A 20,333-nucleotide genomic window follows, 5' to 3' on the forward strand; every position below is an offset into this window, starting at 1 on the left:
TCTAGTTGATGAACCGCAGGTCGGTGATCCACTTGGCCGCGACGGCCATGATGTAGAAGTCGGTGAAGAGCACCGTGAACAGCGACACCATGGCGAACGTGCCGTGCCGGACGTTCAGCTTGGACACGAACGTCCAGAAGCGGTAGCGCAGCGGGTTCTTGGAAAAGTGCTTGAGCCGCCCGCCCATCACGTGCCGGCAGGCGTGGCAGGAGAGCGTGTAGCCGGCGAGGGCGACGACGTTCACCAGGATGATCAGGGTGCCCAGGCCGATGCCGAAGCCGCCGTCCGGCCCGCGGAACGCGAGGACCGCGTCGTAGAGGTTGACCAGCAGGATCACTGCCGCGAGGTAGAAGAAGTAGCGGTGCCAGTTCATGACGAACAGCGGAAACCGGGTCTCACCGGTGTACTTCTTGTGCGGCTCGGTCACGGCGCAGGCCGGGGGCGACGCCCACAGCGAGCGGTAGCCCGCCTTGCGGTAGTAGTAGCAGGTCACCCGGAACCCGGCCACGATCGGGAAGGCGATGATGCCGAGCGGAACGAAGAACGGGAAGTCGCCGAACGGGGTGCCGAAGTGGGCCGAGCCGGGCACGCACTCGTTCGACACGCACGGCGAGTACAGCGGCGTGAGGTAGTGGAAGTCCTCGACGTAGTACCACTTCGCCATGAAGATGCGGACCGTCGAGTAGACGATGAAGAGGAGCAGGATCGCGGCGATGATGGCGGGCTGCACCCACCAGCGGTCGGTACGCAACGTCCTGGCCGAGATGGCGGCGCGGGGCCGTGCACCCGGCCCTCCCGGCCTCGTTGCCGTTGATGTCATTTCCAGTCGTCTCCCTGACGGGGCCCTGACGGGCGGCGGATCACGTTCCCTTCGGTCAGCGGACCGGCCAGACCGCGTCCACTGCCACGTCTTGCGCACACCAACGACCGCGCCGGCGATACGGCGCAGCTAAGTGACACACGTTACGCCGATCTTCGCGAGCCGTCCGCGCAAGGCAGTGTCCCGTGTGTTCCGGCGCTTGGAAACCCCTTCCGTCACAATCGATGCCCGCCCGTCAGGACCGGCTGGTGGCGGCGAGGACGCCGACCGCGTCCCGTTCCAGGTCCAGGCAGGACCCCACCAGGTCGGCGAGGGCGGCGAAGAGGTCCGCCCGCCCGGCGTCACCGAGCCCGTCGGACGCGGCGTACTCCGCACCGAGCACGGCCAGCCGCCCGGTCAGCTCCCGGATCTCGGCCTCGGCGTCGCGGCCCCGGGTGAAGACCAGGCGCATCCGCTCCTCGGCCAGCTCCGTGTACGCGCCGAGCCCCTGGACCGTCTCCAGGGCGAGCGCCGCGAGCCGGGACCAGTTTTCACCCGATCGGCGGACCAGGGCGGCCGCCTCCGCGTACCGGGGGTCGACCAGGGGCGCCGCCTCGTCCAGGAAGTCGGCGTACACCGGCCGCGTGGCGCCCGGCGCCGTGTACTCCAGCTCTAGGCACTCGTAGAGCCGGCGCACGCCGTGAAAGAACGGCACGGGAGCGCCGAACCGGCGGGCCCACCCCGTCCGGGTACGCGCGTCCCGGAGCTGCTCGGCGAGCTTGGCCATGCCGCGGAAGCCGAAGTTGGCGTCGAAGCTGTTGCCGAGCACCGGACCGGTCAGGTGCGCCACCGTGGTGGCGACCGCCGCGCGGATCGCGTCCGGCAGTTCGGTCCGCTGGTGCGGGTCGGTGACGGTGACGCTCCGGTGCCGCCCCTTGCGGTGCGCCGACCAGGCGGCGGTGAACGCCTCGACCGGCAGCGGGTGGGGTCGCGGCCCCTCGTCGTCCACCAGCAGCACGTCGCCGTCGAGGCCCGCCACGACCACGGGGTACGGGTCGGCGCCCGGACCGGGGTCGAGGCCGTGCCACGGCAGCCGGCTGCGATCGACGGTGGCGACCACCGGCTGGCCGTCGCCGAGGTGGTCGCGCAGCCGCGCCACCGCCGGGCCGGGCCGCCCGCTCCGCTCGTCCGCGTACGCGATGCCGAGCCGGTCCAGCACGGCCGGCACCCACGGCTCGGGGTGGTGCTGGGCCACGACGGTCAGCAGCGGCGGCACGTCGCGGTACTCGAACACCGCGTACATGAAGCCGATGCCGCCGCCGAGCCCGGCGAGCATCGCCTCGGTGTACGGCTGCCCGGTGTGCGGCGCACGGACCCCGTGGGCGTCGAGGACGTGGGCGGCGAGCGCCGACTCGCGGTGCTGCCGCGCGCCGAAGGTGCGGTACCCGGGCACCAGCCCGGGCGGGAGGACGGTGCCGGTGGGCGGCGGCGCGGCGGCGAGCACCTGCCGGCGGGCGGTGGTCCAGCTCTCGCCGGTGGCGGCCATCCGCGCCCGGACCCGCTGCTTGAGCTTCCTGCGTTCGGTCATGATCTGCGCCTTCTGGACAGCGTGACCGCCGTACCCCACGCCAGCGTCACGTCCGTCCGGCGGATCACCTGAACGACACGCGGAACTCGCGATGGCAACGGGCCACCTTCGCCTCCGCTCGGCCGGGCGGCGTGGGCGCCTGGTCAGGAGGTCCGGCGCGCGAGCGCGCCGGAACCCACCCTACTCCAGGTCAGCCGGAAGCCCCGCCGGTGAAGTTCCACGAGGCCAGCCGCAACGCCGGCGCCTCCCACCAGACGCCGTCGACCCGGTCGGGCTGGCGCACCGGTCGCCGCCCCAGGCCGAGCACCGCGCCGGGGCCGAGGGCCCGCGGGTACGCCTCGGTGAAGCGGAAGTCGCGGACCGCGCGGGCGACCACCCCGTCCTCCACCAGCCACACGCCGTTGCGGGTCAGGCCGGTGACGACCAGGCTCTTCGGGTCGAGCACCCGCGTGTACCAGAGGTCGCTGACCAGCAGGCCGCGCCGCACCCCGGCGACCAGTGCGGCGGTGTCCGGATCGACGACCGCGCCGGAGAGGTCCCCGCCGCCCACCCACTCGGACTCGCCGGCCGGCGGACCGGCGGCGGCCGGCGCGGCCGCTGCGGGGGACAGGCGCAGGTTGCGGGGCATCGGCCCCCAGGTGGCGCCGCCGGCGACGGCGTGCCCGGTCGAGACCGTGCCGACCTCCGCCGCGGTACGCCGGTCGTGGGTCACGGCGCGGGTGGTGCCGGCGTCGACCAGGGTCACCGGGCCACGCGGGGTGCCCTCCACGTCGAACGGCAGCCCGGAACCGCCGAGTGGATCGTCGACCAGGGTGACCAGCGGGTCGAACTGGGCGACCCCCGGCTCGGCGAAGGACTGCCGCTCGGCGTACCGCTTGCCGTTGAAGCCGTAGAAGGAGAGATTCTGCAGCAGGTCGGCGACCGCGGCCGGCTCCAGCACCACCTCGTAGCGGCCGGGAACCAGCTCGACCGGGTCGGCCGCCGCCCGGGCCTTCGCGGCCGCGCGGGCGCCCAGCACCGCGCCGTCGAGGTCGGCGAGGCGGTCGGCGGCCAGTCGCGCCACCCCGTCCGCCCCGCCGGTGCGGGCGATGCCGTCCATCGCCGCCTCGGCCGTGCGGCCCCGCGCCGAGTGGCCGGCCGAGTTGGCGAACGCCGACGAGCGAAGTGCCGTGCGGCAGTAGCCGGCCGCATCCAGCCCGCCGGCCGCCGCCACGAACGCCCGGACCCGCTCGGCCCGCTCGTCCGGCTCCGCGTACGCGGTGGCCTCGTCCACCGGCGCGCCGGACGGGGTCGGTGCGGGCGGGGCGAGGCCGGGCCAGGCCGGGTCGGGCGGGCAGAGCCGTGCGGCGGCCAGGGTGCGCTCGACGAGCGCGGACAGACCGTCGGCGGTCACCACGCTGCCGCCGCCGGCGGCGGTACGCCCGTCCGCGTGCACCCGCAGGCGGACCCCGACGCCGGACTCGGCGACGTTCTGGTGGATGAACGAGTTGGCGAACCGGGTCAACGCCACGTCCGCCCGGGTCACCACCACCTCGGCCTGGGTGGCCGGCCCGCCGAGCCGCCGGACCAGCTCGATCACCTGGCCGGCGAGGTCCGGCTCGGACCGGGCGTGCGGCCCGTTCACGCGCGCACCCCCACCCGGACGTCGCGGAAGCGGGCCGGTGCCGCCGGGTGGCCGGTGTGCCCGACCTGGCCGGGCTGGCCCTTGCCGCAGTTGGGCGTGCCCCAGGAGACGGTCTCGCCGGACAGCATGTCCATCGAGCGCCAGAAGATCGGGCCGATGCCGGTGTACGTCGGGTTGCGCAGCATCCGCCCCCGTCTCCCCTTCCTGATCTCCCAGCCGATCTCGCAGCCGAACTGGAAGTTGAGCCGCTTGTCGTCGATCGACCAGGAGCGGTTGACGTCCATCAGCACACCGTCGTCGGTCGCCGCGACGATCTCCTCCAGGGTGTGCGGGCCGGGCTCCAGGCCCACGTTCGTCATCCGGACCATCGGCAGCCGCGCCCAGCCGTCCGCGCGGACGCTGCCGCCGTGGTCCAGGCCGGCGACCGCGGCCGAATCCCGGCCGGCGAGCACACCCACCCAGCGTCCCTCGCGGACCGCGTCCCGTTTGACGGCCGGTGAGCCCTCGTCGTCGTACCCGAAGCTGCCCAGCGCGCCGGGGATCGTCGGGTCGATGGTGATCGTCATCAGCTCCGAGCCGTAGCGCAGCGACCCGAGCTGGGCCAGGTCGAGCCAGGAGGTGCCGGCGAACGCGGCCTCCCAGCCGAGGATCCGGTCCAGCTCGATGGCGTGCCCGACCGACTCGTGGATCTGGAGCGCGAGCTGCTCGCCGCCGAGGATCAGGTCGGTCTCGCCGGCCGGGCAGAGTGGAGCGGTGAGCAGCGCCCGGGACTCCTCGGCGATCCGCGCGGCGTGCGCGGTCAGGTCGAGCGAGTCGACCAGCTCCCAGCCGGTCGTGCCGTACTGGCCGCGGTAGCTCGGGTACGAGCGGCGCTGGGTCTCGCCGTCCCCGATCGAGGTGGCCGAGATGCCACCACCGCACTCGCGGATGCGCTGGTCGATCCGGTGGCCCTCGCTGGAGACGAACCACTTCGCCGTGTCCCAGACCTGGTAGAGGCCCTCGGCCACGTCAGCGCCGTGCTCGGCCACCAGCTTGGTCGCCTCGACGAGCAGGTCGCCCTTGGTCGAGAGCGCCACGCCGAGCGGATCCACCTCGCAGGCCGACGCCCAGCTCGCCGTCACCGGCTCGCTCGGCACCAGGTCGATGGGCGGCCCGGGCACGCGGGCGCTCGCGGCGGCGGTCCGCGCGGCGCGCCGGCCGGCGTCGCGAGCGGCCGCGTCGGACAGGTCGGGGACGGCGTGGAAGCCCCAACTCGACCCGACCAGCGCCCGGACGCCCAGCCCGACGCTCTCGTCCTGGGTCAGCTCCTCGATGTCCCCGTTGCGGGCCGACATCGACTCGTAGCGCCGGTGCATCACCCGGGCGTCGGCGTACCGGGCGCCCGCGTCGAGGGCGGCCTGGACGGCGGTGGAGGCCGCGTCGAACTCGGTCATGGGCCGACCCTAGGCGAGCCGACCGACATCCGTGATCCGTTCCGCCGCCGGATGCGGCACGGTGCGGTGTCCGGGTCGACGGGAGGGGCGACTGCCGCACTCCGGTTGAACAGGGCTGTCGGGGGCGTTGTGCAGTCGTTACGCTGGGGTCCGCTGACAGCCCGCGCCTTGTAGCTTATTTTCACCCTCTGGTTTCTGCTGTAGGTTCCCTACATCAATCCGAGGGAGGCGGTCGTGGGCAGTCCGGAATCGGCGCCGAGCCGCCCCAGCACGCCGGAGCCGCGCACCGGCGACGCACCCTACCTGCGGGTCAGCGACCTTCGGGTGCGGTTCGACACCACCGACGGCGTGGTGCGTGCGGTCGACGGCGTGTCGTTCGCGGTGGAGCGGGGCCGCACCCTGGGCATCGTCGGCGAGTCCGGCTCCGGCAAGAGCGTGACGTCCCTGGCGATCCTCGGCCTGCACGACCCGAAGCGCAGCACCATCACCGGCGAGATCTCCGTCGGCGGCCGGCAGCTGGTCGGCCTGCCGGAAGAGGAGGTACGCCGGTTGCGGGGCCGGGACATGGCGATGGTCTTCCAGGATCCGTTGTCGGCGTTGCATCCGTACTACTCGGTGGGGCGGCAGATCGCTGAGGCGTACCGGGTGCATCATCCGGATGCCGGGCGGCGGGAGGCGCGGCGGCGGGCGGTGGACATGCTGGGCCGGGTGGGGATTCCGCAGCCGGGGCGCCGGTTCGATCAGTATCCGCATGAGTTTTCGGGTGGGATGCGGCAGCGGGTGATGATCGCGATGGCGTTGGTGAACGATCCGGATCTGGTGATCGCGGATGAGCCGACGACGGCGTTGGATGTGACGGTGCAGGCGCAGATTCTGGATCTGCTCGCGGATCTGCAGGCGGAGTTCCGGTCGGCGATCGTTTTGATCACGCATGACCTGGGGGTGGTGTCCCAGGTGGCGGATGAGGTGTTGGTGATGTACGGCGGTCGGGGGGTGGAGCACGGGGGTGTGGAGCAGGTGTTGCGGCGGCCGCAGCATCCGTACACGTGGGGGTTGTTGTCGAGTGTGCCGTCGTTGCACGGTGACGCGGCGGCGGACCTGGTGCCGATCCCGGGCAATCCGCCGTCGTTGATCAACCTGCCGTCGGGGTGCGCGTTCCATCCCCGCTGCCGCTACGCCGACCGCAACGGCGACCGGTCCCGCACGGAGGTGCCCGAGCTGCGCCCGGCCGGCGCGCCCGGTCACCTGGTCGCCTGCCACCTCTCCGCCGACGACCGCACCCGCTGGTACGCCGAGGACGTCGCCCGGGTGGGGGTGGCCCGATGAGCGCCGACACCGCGCCGGCCCGACCCGGCGACCCGACCATCGGCCCCGACGTTCCGCCGGCTGCCGGGCCGTTGTTGCGGGTGCGGGGGTTGACCAAGCATTTCCCGGTGCGGACGGGGTTGCGGGCGGCGGGGTTGGTGCGCGCGGTCGACGGGGTGGACTTCGACGTGCGGGCTGGGGAGACGCTGGGTCTGGTCGGGGAGTCCGGGTGTGGGAAGACGACGACGGGTCGGATGTTGGTGCGGTTGTTGGAGCCGACCGCCGGGTCGATCGAGTTCGCGGGGCGGGACATCACGCATCTGGGTCGGCGTGGGTTGCGGCCGTTGCGGCAACAGCTGCAGATCATCTTCCAGGACCCGTACGCGTCGTTGAACCCGCGGCACACGGTGGGGCGGATCGTGGCGATGCCGTTGCAGGTCAACCGGATCACCCCGCCCGGCGGGACCAGGGCCCGGGTGCGGGAGCTGCTGGAACTGGTGGGGTTGAACCCGGAGCACTACAACCGGTATCCGCACGAGTTCTCCGGCGGGCAGCGGCAGCGCATCGGTATCGCCCGCGCGCTGGCGTTGCAGCCGAGGCTGATCGTGGCTGACGAGCCGGTGTCGGCGTTGGACGTCTCGATCCAGGCGCAGGTGGTCAACCTGCTGCGTGACCTGCAACGCGACCTGGGGCTGGCGTTCGTGTTCATCGCCCACGACCTGGCCGTGGTGCGGCACTTCTGCCACCGGGTCGCGGTGATGTACCTGGGTCGGGTGGTGGAGATCGGCGACCGCACCGACATCTACGAACGCCCCCAGCACCCCTACACGCGGGCCCTGCTGTCGGCGATCCCGGACGTGACCCGCCTCGGCCCGGCCGGACGCATCCGCCTGTCCGGCGACGTGCCCACACCCCTGGACCCGCCGTCGGGCTGCCGCTTCCGCACCCGCTGCTGGAAAGCCCGCGACATCTGCGCCACCCAGGAACCCGACCTCACCCCCCGCGACGGCGGCCGGCAGGCCACCGCCTGCCACTTCCCCGAAACCGGACCCCTCACCAACGGGTCACAGCCCGACGTTGAGGAGGTGTCGCGATGAGCCTGTCCCCGGTGGAGGGCGTGGCTCTGGCCGAGATCGAGTCCGGCGGGGACGCCGGTACACCCCGGGAGAAGCGGTTCGTCGGCCGCTCACCCGGCCAACTCGCCTGGCTGCGGCTTCGCCGCGACCGTACGGCCATGGTCAGCGGCGCGTTGCTGATCCTGTTCGTGTTGGTGGCGCTGGCCGCGCCGCTGATCGAGGCGCTGTACGGGGTCGGCCCGCGCGACCAGTTCCAGAGCAAACTCGACGGCTTCGGCATGCCCCTCGGCTACGCCGGCGGCGTGTCCGGCGACCACTTCTTCGGGCTGGAGCCGGGTCTCGGCCGGGACATCTTCGTCCGGCTGGTGTACGGGCTGCGGACCTCGCTGTTCATCGCCTTCGCGGCGGCGGTGATCACCACGGTGATCGGCATCGTCCTCGGGGCGCTCGCCGGTTACCTGGGCGGCTGGCTGGACGCGGTGGTCAACTGGATCACCGACCTCACCCTCGCCATGCCGTTCCTCATCATCGCGCTGGCGCTGACCCCCACGCTCACGCTGCGCTTCTACGGCGAGCGGGACGCGGTGCCGCCGGCCTTCGGGGTCGGCGTGCTGATCGCCGTCTTCGCGATCTTCGGCTGGACCAGCACCGCCCGGCTGGTCCGGGGTCAGGTGATCGCGCTGCGGGAGCGGGAGTTCGTCGAGGCGGCGCGGGCCAGCGGGGCCGGTCTCGGGCACATGCTGTTCCGGCAACTGCTGCCGAACATCTGGGCGCCGATCCTGGTGGCGTTCTCGCTCGCGGTGCCGCAGTTCATCACCAGCGAGGCCGCCCTGTCCTTCATCGGCGTCGGCCTCACCGAGGAGACGCCGAGCTTCGGCCGGATGATCTACCAGAGCCTGGACTACCTCCAGACCGACCCGGCGTTCGTCTTCTTCCCCGGCATCACGATCTTCGCGCTCGTGTTCGCGTTCAACCTCTTCGGCGACGCGCTGCGCGACGCGCTCGACCCGAAGTCGTCGAGGTAGGTGCAGACATGGCGCGCTTCCTGATCAAGCGGATCCTCTCCGCCGTGCTCACCCTGTTCGCGGTGAGCGTGCTGACGTTCCTCATGTTCTTCGCCCTGCCGCGCGATCCGGTCAGCGGTATGTGCCCGAAGAACTGCAGCCCCGAGCGGCTGGAGCGCGTGCGTCAGGAGTTGGGCCTGCGCGACCCGCTGCTCACTCAGTACGGCGGCTACGTGAAGGGCATCTTCACCGGCCGGGACCTGGGCAGCGCGCAGGGCGGCCGGTGCGACGCGCCCTGCCTCGGCTGGTCGTACGTGAACAACGAGGCCGTGCTGGACACGATCACCCGGGTGCTGCCGGTGACGCTCAGCATCGTCATCCCGGCCGCGATCCTCTGGCTGCTGCTGGGCGTCGGGCTGGGCATGGTCTCCGCCTTGCGCCGGGGCACCTGGCTGGACCGGGCGGCGATCGGTTTCTCGCTGACCGGTGCCTCGCTCCAGCTCTACTTCGTCGGCGCGGTTCTGCTGCTGGTCTTCGTCTACAACCTGCGGCTGCTGCCGGTGCCGAGCTACACGTCGATCCTCGACGATCCGCTGAAATGGGCGAGCGGGCTGGTGCTCGCCTGGCTCGCGCTGGCCTTCCTCTTCTCCGCGATCTACGCCCGGCTGTCGCGGGCGCAGATGCTGGAGACGCTGTCGGAGGACTTCGTGCGTACCGCGCGGGCGAAGGGCCTGGCCAAACCGACCGTGTACGGGCGGCACGCGCTGCGCGCGGCGATCACGCCGGTGGTCACCATCGCCGGTCTCGACGTCGGCGCGGCCCTGGGCGGCACGGTCATCACCGAGACCACCTTCGGCCTTCAGGGGTTGGGGCGTACGGCCGTGGAGGCGGTCCGGGCCGGTGACCTGCCCACCATCATGGCGACCGTGCTGATCGCGGCGGTCTTCGTGGTGGTGGCCAACGTCCTGGTGGACCTCCTGTACGCGGCCATCGACCCGCGCGTCCGGCTCGGCTGACCCAGCCGCTCACGAGGCGGTGGCCGGCGGCCGGACGGCGGTGAAATTTATCGACAACTGTTACACAACTTGTAGTTTTTCTTCTTTACGATCCTCGGGACGCCGGTGGTCAACCGGCGCGACCGGGGTGGAGGAGGTAGGAATGCGACCACGCGTGGCGGCCGCCGCAGGCGGCGCGATCGCACTGGTGGTGGCCCTGGGTGCGTGTTCGAAGAACACGGGCGAGGGCACCACGGTGGACACCAACCGGCAGCAGACCGGGGTCATCGCGACCGACCCGAAGGACTCGAAGGGGCCGGCGGCCGAGGTTCCCGGCGCCCAGAAGGGCGGCACCTTCACCATCATCCGGGAGACCCCCATCTCCCACCTGGACCCGCAGCGGACGTACTCGTTCGCGGGCCTGATGGCGTCCCCGCTCTTCGCCCGCTACCTGACCACCTGGAAGGACGACGGCAAGGGCGGCCTGGTCCTGGTCGGCGACCTGGCCGAGACGCCGGGCACCAACGTCAACAACGACTGCAAGGTCTGGGAATTCAAGATCAAGGACGGGGTCAAGTTCGAGGACGGCCGCCCGATCACCAGCAAGGAGATCGCGTACGGCATCGCCCGCTCCTTCGACCCGGACCTCACCGGCGGCCCCACCTACATCCAGGAGTGGCTCGCCGACTCCCCGCAGTACGACACGGCGTGGGACTTCAAGGCGAACAAGACCGCGCTGCCCCCGGGCCTGACCACGCCGGACGCGAAGACGCTGCGCTTCGAGTTCACCAAGCCGCGCTGCGACCTGCCGTTCGCGGTCTCGCTGCCGACAACCGCGCCGCTGCCGGCCGACAAGGACACCGGCGTCAACCTCGACAACCAGCCGTTCTCGTCCGGACCGTACAAGATCACGAAGTACACCGCCGGCACCGAGATCGTGCTGGAGCGCAACGAGCACTGGGACGCGAACACCGACCCGGTGCGGCACCAGTACCCGGACCGGTTCGTGTGGAGCTTCGGCCCGACCGCCGACGCCGCCAACAACCGGGTGATCGCCGACAACGGCGCCGACCAGAGCGCCCTGGCCTGGAACTTCGTCCCCTCCTCGCTGGTCGCCCGGGTCGCGGGCGACCAGGCGCTCAAGTCCCGCAGCATCCTGTCGCCGACGCCGAGCGCCAACCAGCTGGTCATCAACAACCAGCGGGTGAAGGACCTGAAGGTCCGGCAGGCACTCAACTACGCCATCGACCGCGAGGGCCTGGTCAAGGCGCTGGGCGGGCAGACCGTCGCGTCCCCGATGACCACGCTCATGCCGCCGTCCACGATCGGCTACCAGGCGTTCGACGCGTACCCGGCCGGCGCGACCGGCAACGTCGAGAAGGCCAAGGAACTGCTCGGCGGCCAGACCCCGGAGCTGGTCCTCGGCGTTGCCGACAACACCACCGAGCAGCAGATCGGAGCCCAGCTCAAGGGCAACCTGGAGCGGGCCGGATTCAAGATCATCGTACGGAACATCCCGGACGACGCGAAGCTGGACGAGATCAAGAAGAAGGACAACCCCTGGGACCTGTACATCGGTAACTGGGCGGCCGACTGGCCGAGCGGCGCCTCGATCCTGCCGGTGCTCTACGACGGCCGCACCATCAAGGCCGAGGGCAACAGCAACCAGTCGTACTTCAACGACCCGGCGATCAACGCCGAGATGGACCGGATCCTGGCCCTGTCGCCGGCCGAGCAGGGCCCGGAGTGGGGCAAGCTGGACGAGCGGATCATGAAGGAGCACGCGCCCGTCGTGCCGCTCTACGTCGACGTGGCGTACGTCGTGCACGGCTCGAAGGCCGGCGGAGTCTTCATCTCCAGCGTCTTCGGGTACCCGTCCTTCGTGAACGCGCACGTGAAGCCGTAACCCGCACCGCGGAAGCGGGCCCCCGGTCGACAGCGTCGTCGGCCGGGGGCCTTCCGCGTTGTTAAGAAGGGGCCCTTCCTCTACCGCAGGCGTTAAAAAGGGGCCCTTCCTTTCACACCAGGTGGGTGCGGAGGAAGTCGAGTTCCAGCTTCAGGAGGCGTTCGGCGGTGCCGCCGGCAGCCATGTGCGTGGCGCCGGTCAGCGGGAGCACCGAGTGCGGCCGCCCGGTGGCCAGCAGCGCCGCCGACAGCCGCAGGGTGTGCGCGGCCACCACGTTGTCGTCGGCCAGCCCGTGCACCAGCAGCAGCGGGCGCGCCTGGTCCGGGCCGGTGACCGGCTCGGCCGCCAACTCCACCAACGAGTGGTGGGCGTACACGTCCATCCCGTCGTCCGGCAGGCCCAGGTACCGCTCGGTGTACGCCGTGTCGTACAGGGCCCAGTCGGTCACCGGCGCGCCGACGATCCCGCACCGGAACAGCTCCGGGTGCCGCAGCACGGCCAGCCCCGCCAACCAGCCCCCGAACGACCAGCCCCGCACGGCCACCCGGCCCAGGTCCAGGTCCGGGTGCTTGTCGGCGAGCGCGGTGAGCGCCTCCACCTGATCGGTCAGGACCACGTCCGCCATCCGCCGGTGGATGGCCTTCTCGAACGACGGCGCGACGCCCGGCGTGCCCCGGTTGTCGACCACGACCACCGCGAACCCGGCGTCGGCCCACCACTGCCGCTCCAGCCACGCCGACCGGGCCGCGAGCACCTCCTGGTGGCCCGGGCCGCCGTACACGTCGAGCAGCACCGGCAGCCGGCGGCCGGTGACGTGGTTGTCCGGGTAGAGCACCGCAGCCGGCAGCCGGCGGTCGGTCACCCGCTCCAGCAGGGGCAACGGCGAGTACGGCGGGGTCGCGGCGGACGACCGCAGCTCGGCCACCTCCCGGTCGCCCTGCCACACCGTCCAGCGCAGGCCGGCGTGGTCCAGCGAGGCGCTGCCGACCACCAGGACGTCACCGCCGACGGCCGCCACGTGCCAGCCCGAGTCGGTGGTGATCCGTCGGGCGTCGACGCCGCCCCCGATGGTGGTGCGCACCCGGAACAGGTGCTGCTCGCTGGGCTCGCCCTCGCTCGCCTCCACGACCAGGTCGGCCGGCCCGCTGCCCGAGGCGGCCGGCAACCGGCCCACCACCCGGCGGACGTACAGCGACGGCGGGGTCAGCAGGGTGCCGTCGGCGAAGAGGCAGCGGGCGTCGTACCCGTCGTGGGCTAGCTCCCCGCCGACCAGCACCCGGCCGTCCGGCAGGTGGGCGGGAGTGCCCGGGATCGGGTCGACCCAGCGCGGGTCGGCCAGCTCGGCGTGCACCTGCGTCTCCCCGGTGCGCGGGTCGACCGCCAGCACCAGGCCGTGCTGCTGGGACCGGCGCAGCACGGTGATCAGCGGCCCGCCGTCGGCCCAGTGCACCGTCGTCAGGTACGGGTAGGTCTCCCGGTCCCAGTGCACGTCCACCCAACCGTCGTCGAGGTCGAGCAGGTGCAGGCTCACCTCCGCGTTCGGGCCGCCGGCCCGGGGGTACGCGACGCTCGTCGGCGCGCTCGCCGGGTCGGCCGGGTCGTGCAGGTGCCAGCGCTCCAGCCGCGACTCGTCGACCCGTGCGGCGAGCACCGACCGCCCGTCCGGGGCCCACCAGTAGCCGCGGAACCGGTCGAACTCCTCCGCCGCGACGTGCTCGGCCAGGCCCCAGGTCACCCCGGAGTCCTCGCCGGCCAGCATGGTGTCGGTGCCGTCGTGTTCGACCACCCGCAGCTCGCCGCGCCGCACCCCGTCGGCCTCGTCGGTCACGTACGCCAGCCGTTGCCCGGTCGGGTCCGGCCGCGGGTCGAGCACCGGGCCGGTGGTGGCCACCTCGACCACGTCACCGTGCACCAGGTCGGCCCGGAAGAGCCGGCCACCGAGAGTGAAGACCGCCACCCGGCCGGCCGAGTCGAGCGCGTACGACCCGATGCCGGAGGCGCTCAGGCGGAGGCGCTCGCGCAGCGCGCGCTCACCGGGGCTGAGCTGCTCGGCGTCGCCGCCGAGCAGCGCCGCCGGGTCGGCGACCAGCCGCTCCTCCCCGCTGGCGACGTCGAGCAGCCAGAGCGCGTCGGCCGGGTCCTCCGGGCCGGCCGAGCGGAGGAAGACCACCCGGGAGCCGTCGTCGGCCACGGAGACGGCGCGTGGTGCCCCGTGGCGGAACCGACGGGTACGTGCGGCCAGTTCCGGAAAGTCCACACGTCGGATCGTAGGACGGCGCCGGAGGTGATGTGGCCGACCTGCGTGGACGCGTCCGGGCCGGCGGGGGAGAACCGCCGGTTAGAGTGACGGACGTGACGACGCTGCCCGACCGCCGGCTCCTGCTGGTCCACGCGCACCCCGACGACGAAGCCATCGGCACCGGCTCGACGATGGCGCACTACGCCGCCGCCGGCGCCCACGTCACGCTGGTGACCTGCACGCTCGGCGAGGAGGGCGAGATCCACGTGCCGGCGCTGGCGCAGCTCGCCGCGGCCGAGGCGGACCAGCTCGGCGGCTACCGGATCGGGGAGCTGGCGGCGGCCTGCCGCGCGCTCGGCGTCACCGACCACCGGTTTCTCGGTGGCGCCGGCCGCTACCGGGACTCCGGCATGATGGGCCTCGCCACGAACGAGCACCCGCGCGCCTTCTGGCAGGCCGACCTCGACGAGGCCGCCGGGCACCTGGTCGAGATCATGCGCGAGATCCGGCCGCAGGTGATGATCACGTACGACGGGAACGGCTTCTACGGTCACCCGGACCACATCCAGGCGCACCGGGTGGCGATGCGCGCCGCCGAGCTGGCCGGCGCCGAGGGCTTCGGCCCCGCGAAGATCTACTGGACGGCGATGCCGCAGAGCGTGCTGGAGGCCGGGATGGCCCACTTCGCCGGCTCGTCGGACAACCCGTTCGTGGGTATCGAGGAGGCCACCGAGCTGCCCTTCTGCACCCCCGACGCGCAGATCGCCGCCCGGATCGACGCGACCGACCAGCACGCCGCCAAGGAGGCGGCGATGCGGGCGCACGCCACTCAGATCCCGGACAACTCCTGGCTGTACTCGATCGCCGGCAACTTCGGCAGTGAGTTCATGGGGGTGGAGTACTACACCCTCGCGGTCGGCGAGAAGGGCCCGGGCTCCGGCCGGTACGGCTGGGAGGACGACCTGTTCGCCGGGCTCGCGGTCGTCGACGGCCCGGACCGGTCACCGGTCGGCGCGGCCGGTTCCCGGTGACCCTCCCCGCCGCGCCGATGTCGGTCCTGCCCGACGAGGGCGTGCCACCGCTGCCCGAGCGCTCCGGCCGGGCGGTCGACCTCGTCCTGCGGGTCGCCGGCGGCCTGCTCTCCGTCGTCGGCGGGGTGGTGAGCGCGGTGCTGGAGCTGCTGCTCGCCCCGGTCCGGGTCGGCGGGTACCTGATCGGCGTGGCGGTGCTGGTGGCGATCGGCGCGAACGTGGCGCTGAGCTGGTTCGCCCACGCCACGGTGGCGCGCCGGTGGGCGGTGGCACTTCCGGCGGTGCCGTGGTTCGCCATCGTCGCCCTCGCCGGTATCCGCACCGCCGAGGGCGACGTGCTGCTCACCGGGACATGGGTGGACCTGCTGCTCGTCGTGGCCGGCGCGATGACGTTCGCCGTGCTGGGCTTCCGGCAGGTCCTCGCGGTTCCGCCCTCCCGCCCCGGGGCCTGACGGGGCACAGCTTCCGGTGGTAGACATTCCTGCCAGGAAGGCCCGCCGGAGGGCGGCGGGCGGTACGGCGGGAGGCGTGCGATGAGTCAGCGGTGGCGCGCGGTCGGGATACTCGCGGGTGCGCTGTTCGTGGTCAACGTGGTCGCCCGGCTGATCATCCGATTCGGCTTCGACGCGGACGACACCGCGGCCGCCGAGCGGATGTCGCTCGGGATGTTCGTGGTGATCGGGCTGGTCCTGGCGGCGGTCACCTTCGTCTGGGCCCGGCGCCGGCCGGCCGCCCGGTGGGGCTCGGACGTGGCCGCCGCGGTGGGCGTCGCGCTGGCGCTGACCGTGCTGGTGGGCCCCCTGCTGGTCGGTGAGAATCCGTTCGGCGGCGGCGCGGGCACCTTCTTCGCGCAGATCTGGCTCTACCTGGCGGCGACCGGCGTCGGCGTGCTCCTGGGCTACCTGCTGGCCGTCGCGCTCGGCCTCGACCACCGGTCGCAGACGCTCAAGCGGTACGCCGAGACGAAGGCCGCGAAGCCCCGCAGGCCGGTCCGCCGCTGACGGGCGCCGTCGACCCGGCACGCGGCGTCCCGGACTGTCACGCCCCGTGCTCACCCCGGGGTGCCGCGGGCCGACGTCAGCCGGGGGCGACCCGGGTCAGGTAGGTGTGGTGGGTGGTGAAGCCCAACGTGCGGTAGAGGGCGACCGCCCCCGTGTTGCGTTGCTCGACCTGGAGGAAGGCGTCGGTGGCGCCGGCCGCCGCACCCCAGCCGGCCAGGGCGTGGATCATACGCCGGGCCAGCCCCTGCCGGCGGGCCTCGGGCAGCACCTCGATCAGGCTCAGACCGAGCCACCGACCCGCACCGGTGACGGTGCCCCGGCCGACGGCGACCAGCCGGTTGCCCGCGTACACCTCGGCGAAGCGGACCTGGTCCACGGCGGTGAGCACGTGGCGGGCGGCGTCCGGCAGGCCGCCCTTGCGGCCGGCGGCGATCGCCAGCCACTCCTCGGACGGCGCGGTCGCCAGCTCGACCGGCGGTGACCCGGCCGGCTCGGGTGCGGCCGGGGGCAGGGCGGCCAGCGGCACGGTCTGCACGAGCACCGGCGGGCGGCTGGTCCAGCCCCGCGCGTCGAGTTCGGCGCCGACCGGCGCCGCGAGCGGGAGCGGCGTGTTGACCAGCGCCGGCTGGCCGAGGCCGGCGTACCAGCGTTCCACCGCGTCGAGCGCGGCGGGCAGCGGCCGGTCCGGGTCGCCGACGGGCAGCGCCGAGTTGGCCCGGCCGGTCCAGCCGTCGGCGCTGCGCAGCAGCCAGTCACCGAGGCGGGCCCGGGTCGGCGCCGGCCACGCCTCGTCGGCGGCGAGTTCCAGCGCGGCCACCGCGGCGGCCGTCGGCCGGCGGGCCGGCGGGACCCGCTTCGCCCGGTGCACCTCGGCCACCGGGACCTCGATCCGGCCCTGGGTGGTGGCGATAGTGAGATGGGTCTCGCTCAGTTCGACCAGCTCGCCGAGCGCGTCGGAGAAGAGGGGTCTGCCTTCGCGAATCCCCACAATGCGGCGGACCACGATGCGGTGTCCCACGTCCTGCTGTCGGAGCACGATCGACCTCCTCCCCGCCGAGATACTAGGCTCTTACCGTCGCGGGTGATCGCGGCGCGTCTTGCGGAGGAGAAGATCGGTGACCTACATCATCGCCGAGCCGTGCGTGGATGTGCTCGACAAGGCATGCATCGAGGAGTGCCCGGTCGACTGCATTTACGAGGGCAACCGGATGCTCTACATCCACCCCGACGAGTGCGTCGACTGTGGTGCCTGTGAGCCCGTCTGCCCGGTCGAGGCGATCTTCTACGAGGACGACGTCCCCGAGCAGTGGAAGGACTACACTGCGGCCAACTACGAGTTCTTCGAGGACCTGGGCTCGCCCGGTGGTGCCTCGAAGATCGGCAAGGTGGAGAAGGACGCGACCTTCGTCGCCGCCCAGCCGCCGCGCGGAGAGGGCCACTGAACCGGCCCGCGCCGGTCTCGGCTCGGCTGCCCGAGTTCACCTGGGACACCCTGGACGCCGCGGCCGCGCTGGCCGCGGCGCACCCGGAGGGCCTGATCAACCTCTCGATGGGCACGCCGGTCGACCCGGTGCCGCCGGTGATCCGGCAGGCGCTGGCCGACGCGTCGGACGCCCCCGGCTACCCGCTGACCGCCGGCACGCCGGTGCTGCGTGACGCGATCGCCGCCTGGGTCGCGCGGGCGTGTGGGGCCGGGGTGAACGGGCTCGGCGTCCTGCCGACGGTCGGTTCGAAGGAGCTGGTCGCCTGGCTGCCGACGCTGCTCGGGATCGGGCCGGACGACGTCGTCGTGGTGCCGTCGGTCGCGTACCCGACCTACGAGGACGGCGCCCGGCTGGCCGGCGCCACCGTCGTCCGCGCCGACTCGCTGACCGCGGTCGGCCCGACGCCGCGGGTGCGCCTGGTCTGGGTGAACTCGCCCGGCAACCCGACCGGCCGGGTGCTGCCCGCGGCCCACCTGCGCAAGGTGGTCGACTGGGCCCGGGAGCGCGGCGCGGTCGTCGCCAGCGACGAGTGCTATCTGCCGCTCGGCTGGGACGCCGAGCCGGTCTCGGTGCTGTCGCCGGAGGTCTGCGGTGGCTCGTACGAGGGCGTGCTCGCCGTGCACTCGCTGTCGAAGCGCTCCAACCTCGCCGGCTACCGGGCCGGCTTCGTGGCGGGTGACCCGGCGCTCGTCGCCGAGCTGCTGAAGGTGCGCAAGCACGCCGGCATGATCGTGCCCGCCCCGGTGCAGGCCGCCATGGTGGCCGCCCTGAGCGACGAACGGCACGCCGAGGAGCAGCGCGAACGCTACCGGGCCCGACGCGTGGCGCTGCACGCCGCGTTCACCGGCGCCGGGTTCACCGTCGAGCACTCGGAGGCCGGCCTCTACCTGTGGCTGACCCGGGACGAGGACTGCTGGGAGACCGTCGACTGGCTGGCCCGGCGCGGCATCCTGGTCGCGGCCGGCGTCTTCTACGGTCCGGCCGGTGCCCGGCACGTGCGCGTGGCGCTGACCGAGTCCGACGAGCACGTCGCGGCGGTCGCCGGCCGACTGGCCGCCTGAGCTGGCGATGACGGGCGACGGGACCACCGGCCCGGGCCGTCCGGGGGCCGGCGGGGGGTACGCGGGCGTCCGCGCCGCCGTCGTCGGCACCGGCCTGATCGGCGGGTCCGTCCTGCTGCGGCTTCGCGACGCCGGGCTGGACGTCGCCTCGTGGGATCCGGACCCGGCCACGCGGGAGCACGCGCGCCGGCAGGGGGTGACGGCCGCCGAGACCGTCGAGGAGGCGGTCGCCGGCCGGGACGTCGTGTTCCTGTGCGGGCCGTTGCCGACCCTGTCGGCCACCCTGCCGCTGGTGGCCGGGGCGAGCCCGCCCGGTTGCGTCCTCACCGACGTGGGCAGCACCAAGGCCGAGGTGGCCGACGCCGCCGCCCGGCACGGTCTGCTCGACCGGTTCGTGCCCGGCCACCCGATGGCCGGCGCCGAGTCGGCCGGGCTGACCGCCGCCGCGCCGACGCTGCTCGACGGCGCCGCGTGGGTGCTCTGCCCGGGGCCGGCGGCCGGGCCGTTCCGCTGGCTGACCGGGCTGCTGCTGGACGTGTTCCGGGCCCGGGTGGTGCCGATGGCCGCCGACGCGCACGACAGCGCTGCCGCCCTCGCCTCGCACGTCCCGCACCTGCTCGCCGGCGCGCTGGCCGGTGCGGTCCGCCGGGCGACGCTGCGGGACGCGGTCCTCGCGCTGGCCGCCGGCAGCTTCCGCGACGGCACCCGGGTCGCCGGCACCCCGGCCGCCCGTACCGCCAACATGCTGCTCGGCAACCGGGAGCGGGTGCTGCGCGAGCTGGCCGGGGTGACCGCGTACCTGGACGAGCTGGCCGACGCGCTGCGGTCCGGCGACGCGCAGCGGCTGACCGCGCTGCACGCGGAGGCGGGCGCCGCGCGCGAGCTGCTGTCCGGTCGCGGGTACACCACCCGGGTCCGGGACTTTCCCGCCGGCGGTGACCACGTCGACGAGGTCGCCTGGCTGCGGGAGCTGGGCGCCGCCGGCGGCCACCTGGGCGGCTGCCACGTCCGGGGCGACCGGGTCAGCTACACCGCCCACGTCCCGGATCCGTCCGCGCGGCCGCGTGGGGCCGACTGATCTCGCCACCCGGCGGGACGCCGATAGGGTGAGGGCATGGTGAACGGGCCGGGGGTGGCGGCGCGGGTCGTCCCCCTCGACGAGTTGGTGGCGCGCGCCCACGCGCTCGCCGACGCCGGCCCGCGGCAGTTGCTCGGCATCGCCGGCGCTCCCGGTGCCGGCAAGTCGACCCTGGCCGAGCAGATCGTCGCCGCGGTGGGCCCGGTCGCCCGGCTGGTCCCGATGGACGGGTTCCACCTGGCGCAGGCCGAGCTGGTCCGGCTGGGCCGAACCGCGCGCAAGGGCGCCGTGGACACCTTCGACGCCAACGGGTACGTCTCGCTGCTGCGCCGCCTGCGCCGGCTCGAACCCACCGCGGTGTACGCGCCGGCCTTCCGGCGGGACCTGGAGGAGCCGGTGGCCGGGGCGATCGAGGTGCCGCCGGAGGTCCGGCTGGTGGTCACCGAGGGCAACTACCTGCTGCTGCCGGAGTGGCCGTGGGAGGAGATCCGGCCGCTGCTGCACGAGGCGTGGTTCCTGGACCTCGACGCGGAGCTGCGGCTGCGCCGGCTCACCGCCCGGCACGAGGCGTACGGGCGGTCGCCCGAGGAGGCCCGGGTCTGGGCGTACGGCAGCGACGAGGCCAACGCCGCGCTGGTGGCCGCCACGGCGGACCGGGCCGACCTGGTGGTACGCCTCACCGAGCCGCCGCCCCCGTGACGGCCGCACG

18 protein-coding genes are annotated in these 20,333 nt (G+C 73.2%); 12 read left to right on the top strand and 6 right to left on the bottom strand.

Annotated elements, in window-relative coordinates; translation table 11 throughout:
- Position 1: 1 nt before the first annotated feature.
- The 4 genes from GKC29_RS08955 to GKC29_RS08970 all read right to left on the bottom strand — a co-directional run bounded on the left by GKC29_RS08955 (position 2) and on the right by GKC29_RS08970 (position 5,444).
- A complete protein-coding gene (locus GKC29_RS08955) occupies positions 2-820 on the bottom strand; it encodes a hypothetical protein (protein WP_155330376.1) in 819 nt (272 codons plus the stop codon).
- Between the two features lie 235 nt (positions 821-1,055).
- Positions 1,056-2,387 (bottom strand): BtrH N-terminal domain-containing protein, encoded by a 1,332-nt coding sequence (locus GKC29_RS08960; protein WP_155330377.1) that lies wholly within the window; start codon positions 2,385-2,387, stop codon positions 1,056-1,058.
- 190 nt (positions 2,388-2,577) lie between these two features.
- Positions 2,578-4,011: a TldD/PmbA family protein gene (locus GKC29_RS08965; RefSeq protein WP_155330378.1), complete on the bottom strand. Its 1,434-nt coding sequence runs from the start codon at positions 4,009-4,011 to the stop codon at positions 2,578-2,580.
- Positions 4,008-5,444 carry a TldD/PmbA family protein gene (locus GKC29_RS08970; protein WP_155330379.1) on the bottom strand — a complete coding sequence of 479 codons (1,437 nt, stop codon included), beginning with the start codon at positions 5,442-5,444 and terminating at the stop codon, positions 4,008-4,010. The genes GKC29_RS08965 and GKC29_RS08970 overlap by 4 nt, the downstream gene beginning before the upstream one ends.
- A 234-nt stretch (positions 5,445-5,678) precedes the next feature.
- Here GKC29_RS08970 and GKC29_RS08975 point away from each other — a divergent pair, with 234 nt between their 5' ends.
- From GKC29_RS08975 to GKC29_RS08995, 5 genes are all read left to right on the top strand, one after another.
- Positions 5,679-6,770, top strand: a complete 1,092-nt coding sequence (locus GKC29_RS08975; RefSeq protein ID WP_155330380.1) for an ABC transporter ATP-binding protein — start codon at positions 5,679-5,681, stop codon at positions 6,768-6,770.
- Positions 6,767-7,846 carry an ABC transporter ATP-binding protein gene (locus GKC29_RS08980; protein WP_230688967.1) on the top strand — a complete coding sequence of 360 codons (1,080 nt, stop codon included), beginning with the start codon at positions 6,767-6,769 and terminating at the stop codon, positions 7,844-7,846. Before GKC29_RS08975 ends, GKC29_RS08980 begins: the two co-directional genes overlap by 4 nt.
- A complete protein-coding gene (locus GKC29_RS08985) occupies positions 7,843-8,850 on the top strand; it encodes an ABC transporter permease (RefSeq protein ID WP_155330381.1) in 1,008 nt (335 codons plus the stop codon). The genes GKC29_RS08980 and GKC29_RS08985 overlap by 4 nt, the downstream gene beginning before the upstream one ends.
- Before the next feature lie 8 nt (positions 8,851-8,858).
- On the top strand, positions 8,859-9,845 hold the full coding sequence (locus GKC29_RS08990; protein WP_155330382.1) for an ABC transporter permease: 987 nt from the start codon (positions 8,859-8,861) through the stop codon (positions 9,843-9,845).
- Between the two features lie 142 nt (positions 9,846-9,987).
- Positions 9,988-11,730, top strand: a complete 1,743-nt coding sequence (locus tag GKC29_RS08995) for an ABC transporter substrate-binding protein (protein WP_155330383.1) — start codon at positions 9,988-9,990, stop codon at positions 11,728-11,730.
- A 112-nt stretch (positions 11,731-11,842) separates the two neighbouring features.
- Here the strand turns inward: GKC29_RS08995 and GKC29_RS09000 are convergent, their stop codons facing one another.
- A complete protein-coding gene (locus GKC29_RS09000) occupies positions 11,843-13,987 on the bottom strand; it encodes a prolyl oligopeptidase family serine peptidase (protein WP_155330384.1) in 2,145 nt (714 codons plus the stop codon).
- Positions 13,988-14,073: 86 nt separating this feature from the next.
- Here GKC29_RS09000 and mshB point away from each other — a divergent pair, with 86 nt between their 5' ends.
- The 3 genes from mshB to GKC29_RS09015 all read left to right on the top strand — a co-directional run bounded on the left by mshB (position 14,074) and on the right by GKC29_RS09015 (position 16,001).
- Positions 14,074-15,000, top strand: coding sequence for an N-acetyl-1-D-myo-inositol-2-amino-2-deoxy-alpha-D-glucopyranoside deacetylase (gene mshB / locus GKC29_RS09005; RefSeq protein ID WP_155330385.1), 927 nt, complete (start codon positions 14,074-14,076; stop codon positions 14,998-15,000).
- Between the two features lie 17 nt (positions 15,001-15,017).
- Positions 15,018-15,452: a hypothetical protein gene (locus GKC29_RS09010; protein WP_155334048.1), complete on the top strand. Its 435-nt coding sequence runs from the start codon at positions 15,018-15,020 to the stop codon at positions 15,450-15,452.
- Between the two features lie 81 nt (positions 15,453-15,533).
- A complete protein-coding gene (locus GKC29_RS09015; RefSeq protein WP_155330386.1) occupies positions 15,534-16,001 on the top strand; it encodes a hypothetical protein in 468 nt (155 codons plus the stop codon).
- Between the two features lie 76 nt (positions 16,002-16,077).
- Here GKC29_RS09015 and GKC29_RS09020 read toward each other — a convergent pair whose 3' ends face one another.
- A complete protein-coding gene (locus tag GKC29_RS09020; RefSeq protein ID WP_155330387.1) occupies positions 16,078-17,037 on the bottom strand; it encodes a GNAT family N-acetyltransferase in 960 nt (319 codons plus the stop codon).
- Between the two features lie 79 nt (positions 17,038-17,116).
- Here GKC29_RS09020 and fdxA point away from each other — a divergent pair, with 79 nt between their 5' ends.
- The 4 genes from fdxA to GKC29_RS09040 are packed head-to-tail and all read left to right on the top strand — an operon-like array spanning position 17,117 to position 20,323.
- A complete protein-coding gene (gene fdxA, locus GKC29_RS09025; protein ID WP_088992046.1) occupies positions 17,117-17,443 on the top strand; it encodes a ferredoxin in 327 nt (108 codons plus the stop codon).
- Positions 17,440-18,546 carry a succinyldiaminopimelate transaminase gene (dapC, locus tag GKC29_RS09030; protein WP_305070160.1) on the top strand — a complete coding sequence of 369 codons (1,107 nt, stop codon included), beginning with the start codon at positions 17,440-17,442 and terminating at the stop codon, positions 18,544-18,546. Before fdxA ends, dapC begins: the two co-directional genes overlap by 4 nt.
- Before the next feature lie 7 nt (positions 18,547-18,553).
- Positions 18,554-19,624 carry a prephenate dehydrogenase/arogenate dehydrogenase family protein gene (locus tag GKC29_RS09035; RefSeq protein ID WP_155330389.1) on the top strand — a complete coding sequence of 357 codons (1,071 nt, stop codon included), beginning with the start codon at positions 18,554-18,556 and terminating at the stop codon, positions 19,622-19,624.
- A 36-nt stretch (positions 19,625-19,660) separates the two neighbouring features.
- Complete coding sequence (locus tag GKC29_RS09040; RefSeq protein ID WP_155330390.1) at positions 19,661-20,323, top strand: nucleoside/nucleotide kinase family protein; 663 nt, start codon at positions 19,661-19,663, stop codon at positions 20,321-20,323.
- Positions 20,324-20,333 lie beyond the last annotated feature (10 nt).

The sequence above is a fragment of the Micromonospora sp. WMMC415 genome (genome assembly GCF_009707425.1).
Lineage (GTDB): Bacteria > Actinomycetota > Actinomycetes > Mycobacteriales > Micromonosporaceae > Micromonospora.

Excerpts from the sequence above, each read along its gene's own strand:
- GKC29_RS09010 (WP_155334048.1), top strand. The coding sequence starts at position 15,018 with ATGTCGGTCCTGCCCGACGAGGGCGTGCCACCGCTGCCCGAGCGCTCC.
- GKC29_RS08980 (WP_230688967.1), top strand. The coding sequence starts at position 6,767 with ATGAGCGCCGACACCGCGCCGGCCCGACCCGGCGACCCGACCATCGGC.
- GKC29_RS09035 (WP_155330389.1), top strand. The coding sequence starts at position 18,554 with ATGACGGGCGACGGGACCACCGGCCCGGGCCGTCCGGGGGCCGGCGGG.
- GKC29_RS08985 (WP_155330381.1), top strand. The coding sequence starts at position 7,843 with ATGAGCCTGTCCCCGGTGGAGGGCGTGGCTCTGGCCGAGATCGAGTCC.
- GKC29_RS09040 (WP_155330390.1), top strand. The coding sequence starts at position 19,661 with ATGGTGAACGGGCCGGGGGTGGCGGCGCGGGTCGTCCCCCTCGACGAG.
- GKC29_RS08955 (WP_155330376.1), bottom strand. The coding sequence starts at position 820 with ATGACATCAACGGCAACGAGGCCGGGAGGGCCGGGTGCACGGCCCCGC.
- GKC29_RS08990 (WP_155330382.1), top strand. The coding sequence starts at position 8,859 with ATGGCGCGCTTCCTGATCAAGCGGATCCTCTCCGCCGTGCTCACCCTG.
- GKC29_RS08995 (WP_155330383.1), top strand. The coding sequence starts at position 9,988 with ATGCGACCACGCGTGGCGGCCGCCGCAGGCGGCGCGATCGCACTGGTG.
- GKC29_RS09015 (WP_155330386.1), top strand. The coding sequence starts at position 15,534 with ATGAGTCAGCGGTGGCGCGCGGTCGGGATACTCGCGGGTGCGCTGTTC.
- GKC29_RS08960 (WP_155330377.1), bottom strand. The coding sequence starts at position 2,387 with ATGACCGAACGCAGGAAGCTCAAGCAGCGGGTCCGGGCGCGGATGGCC.
- GKC29_RS08970 (WP_155330379.1), bottom strand. The coding sequence starts at position 5,444 with ATGACCGAGTTCGACGCGGCCTCCACCGCCGTCCAGGCCGCCCTCGAC.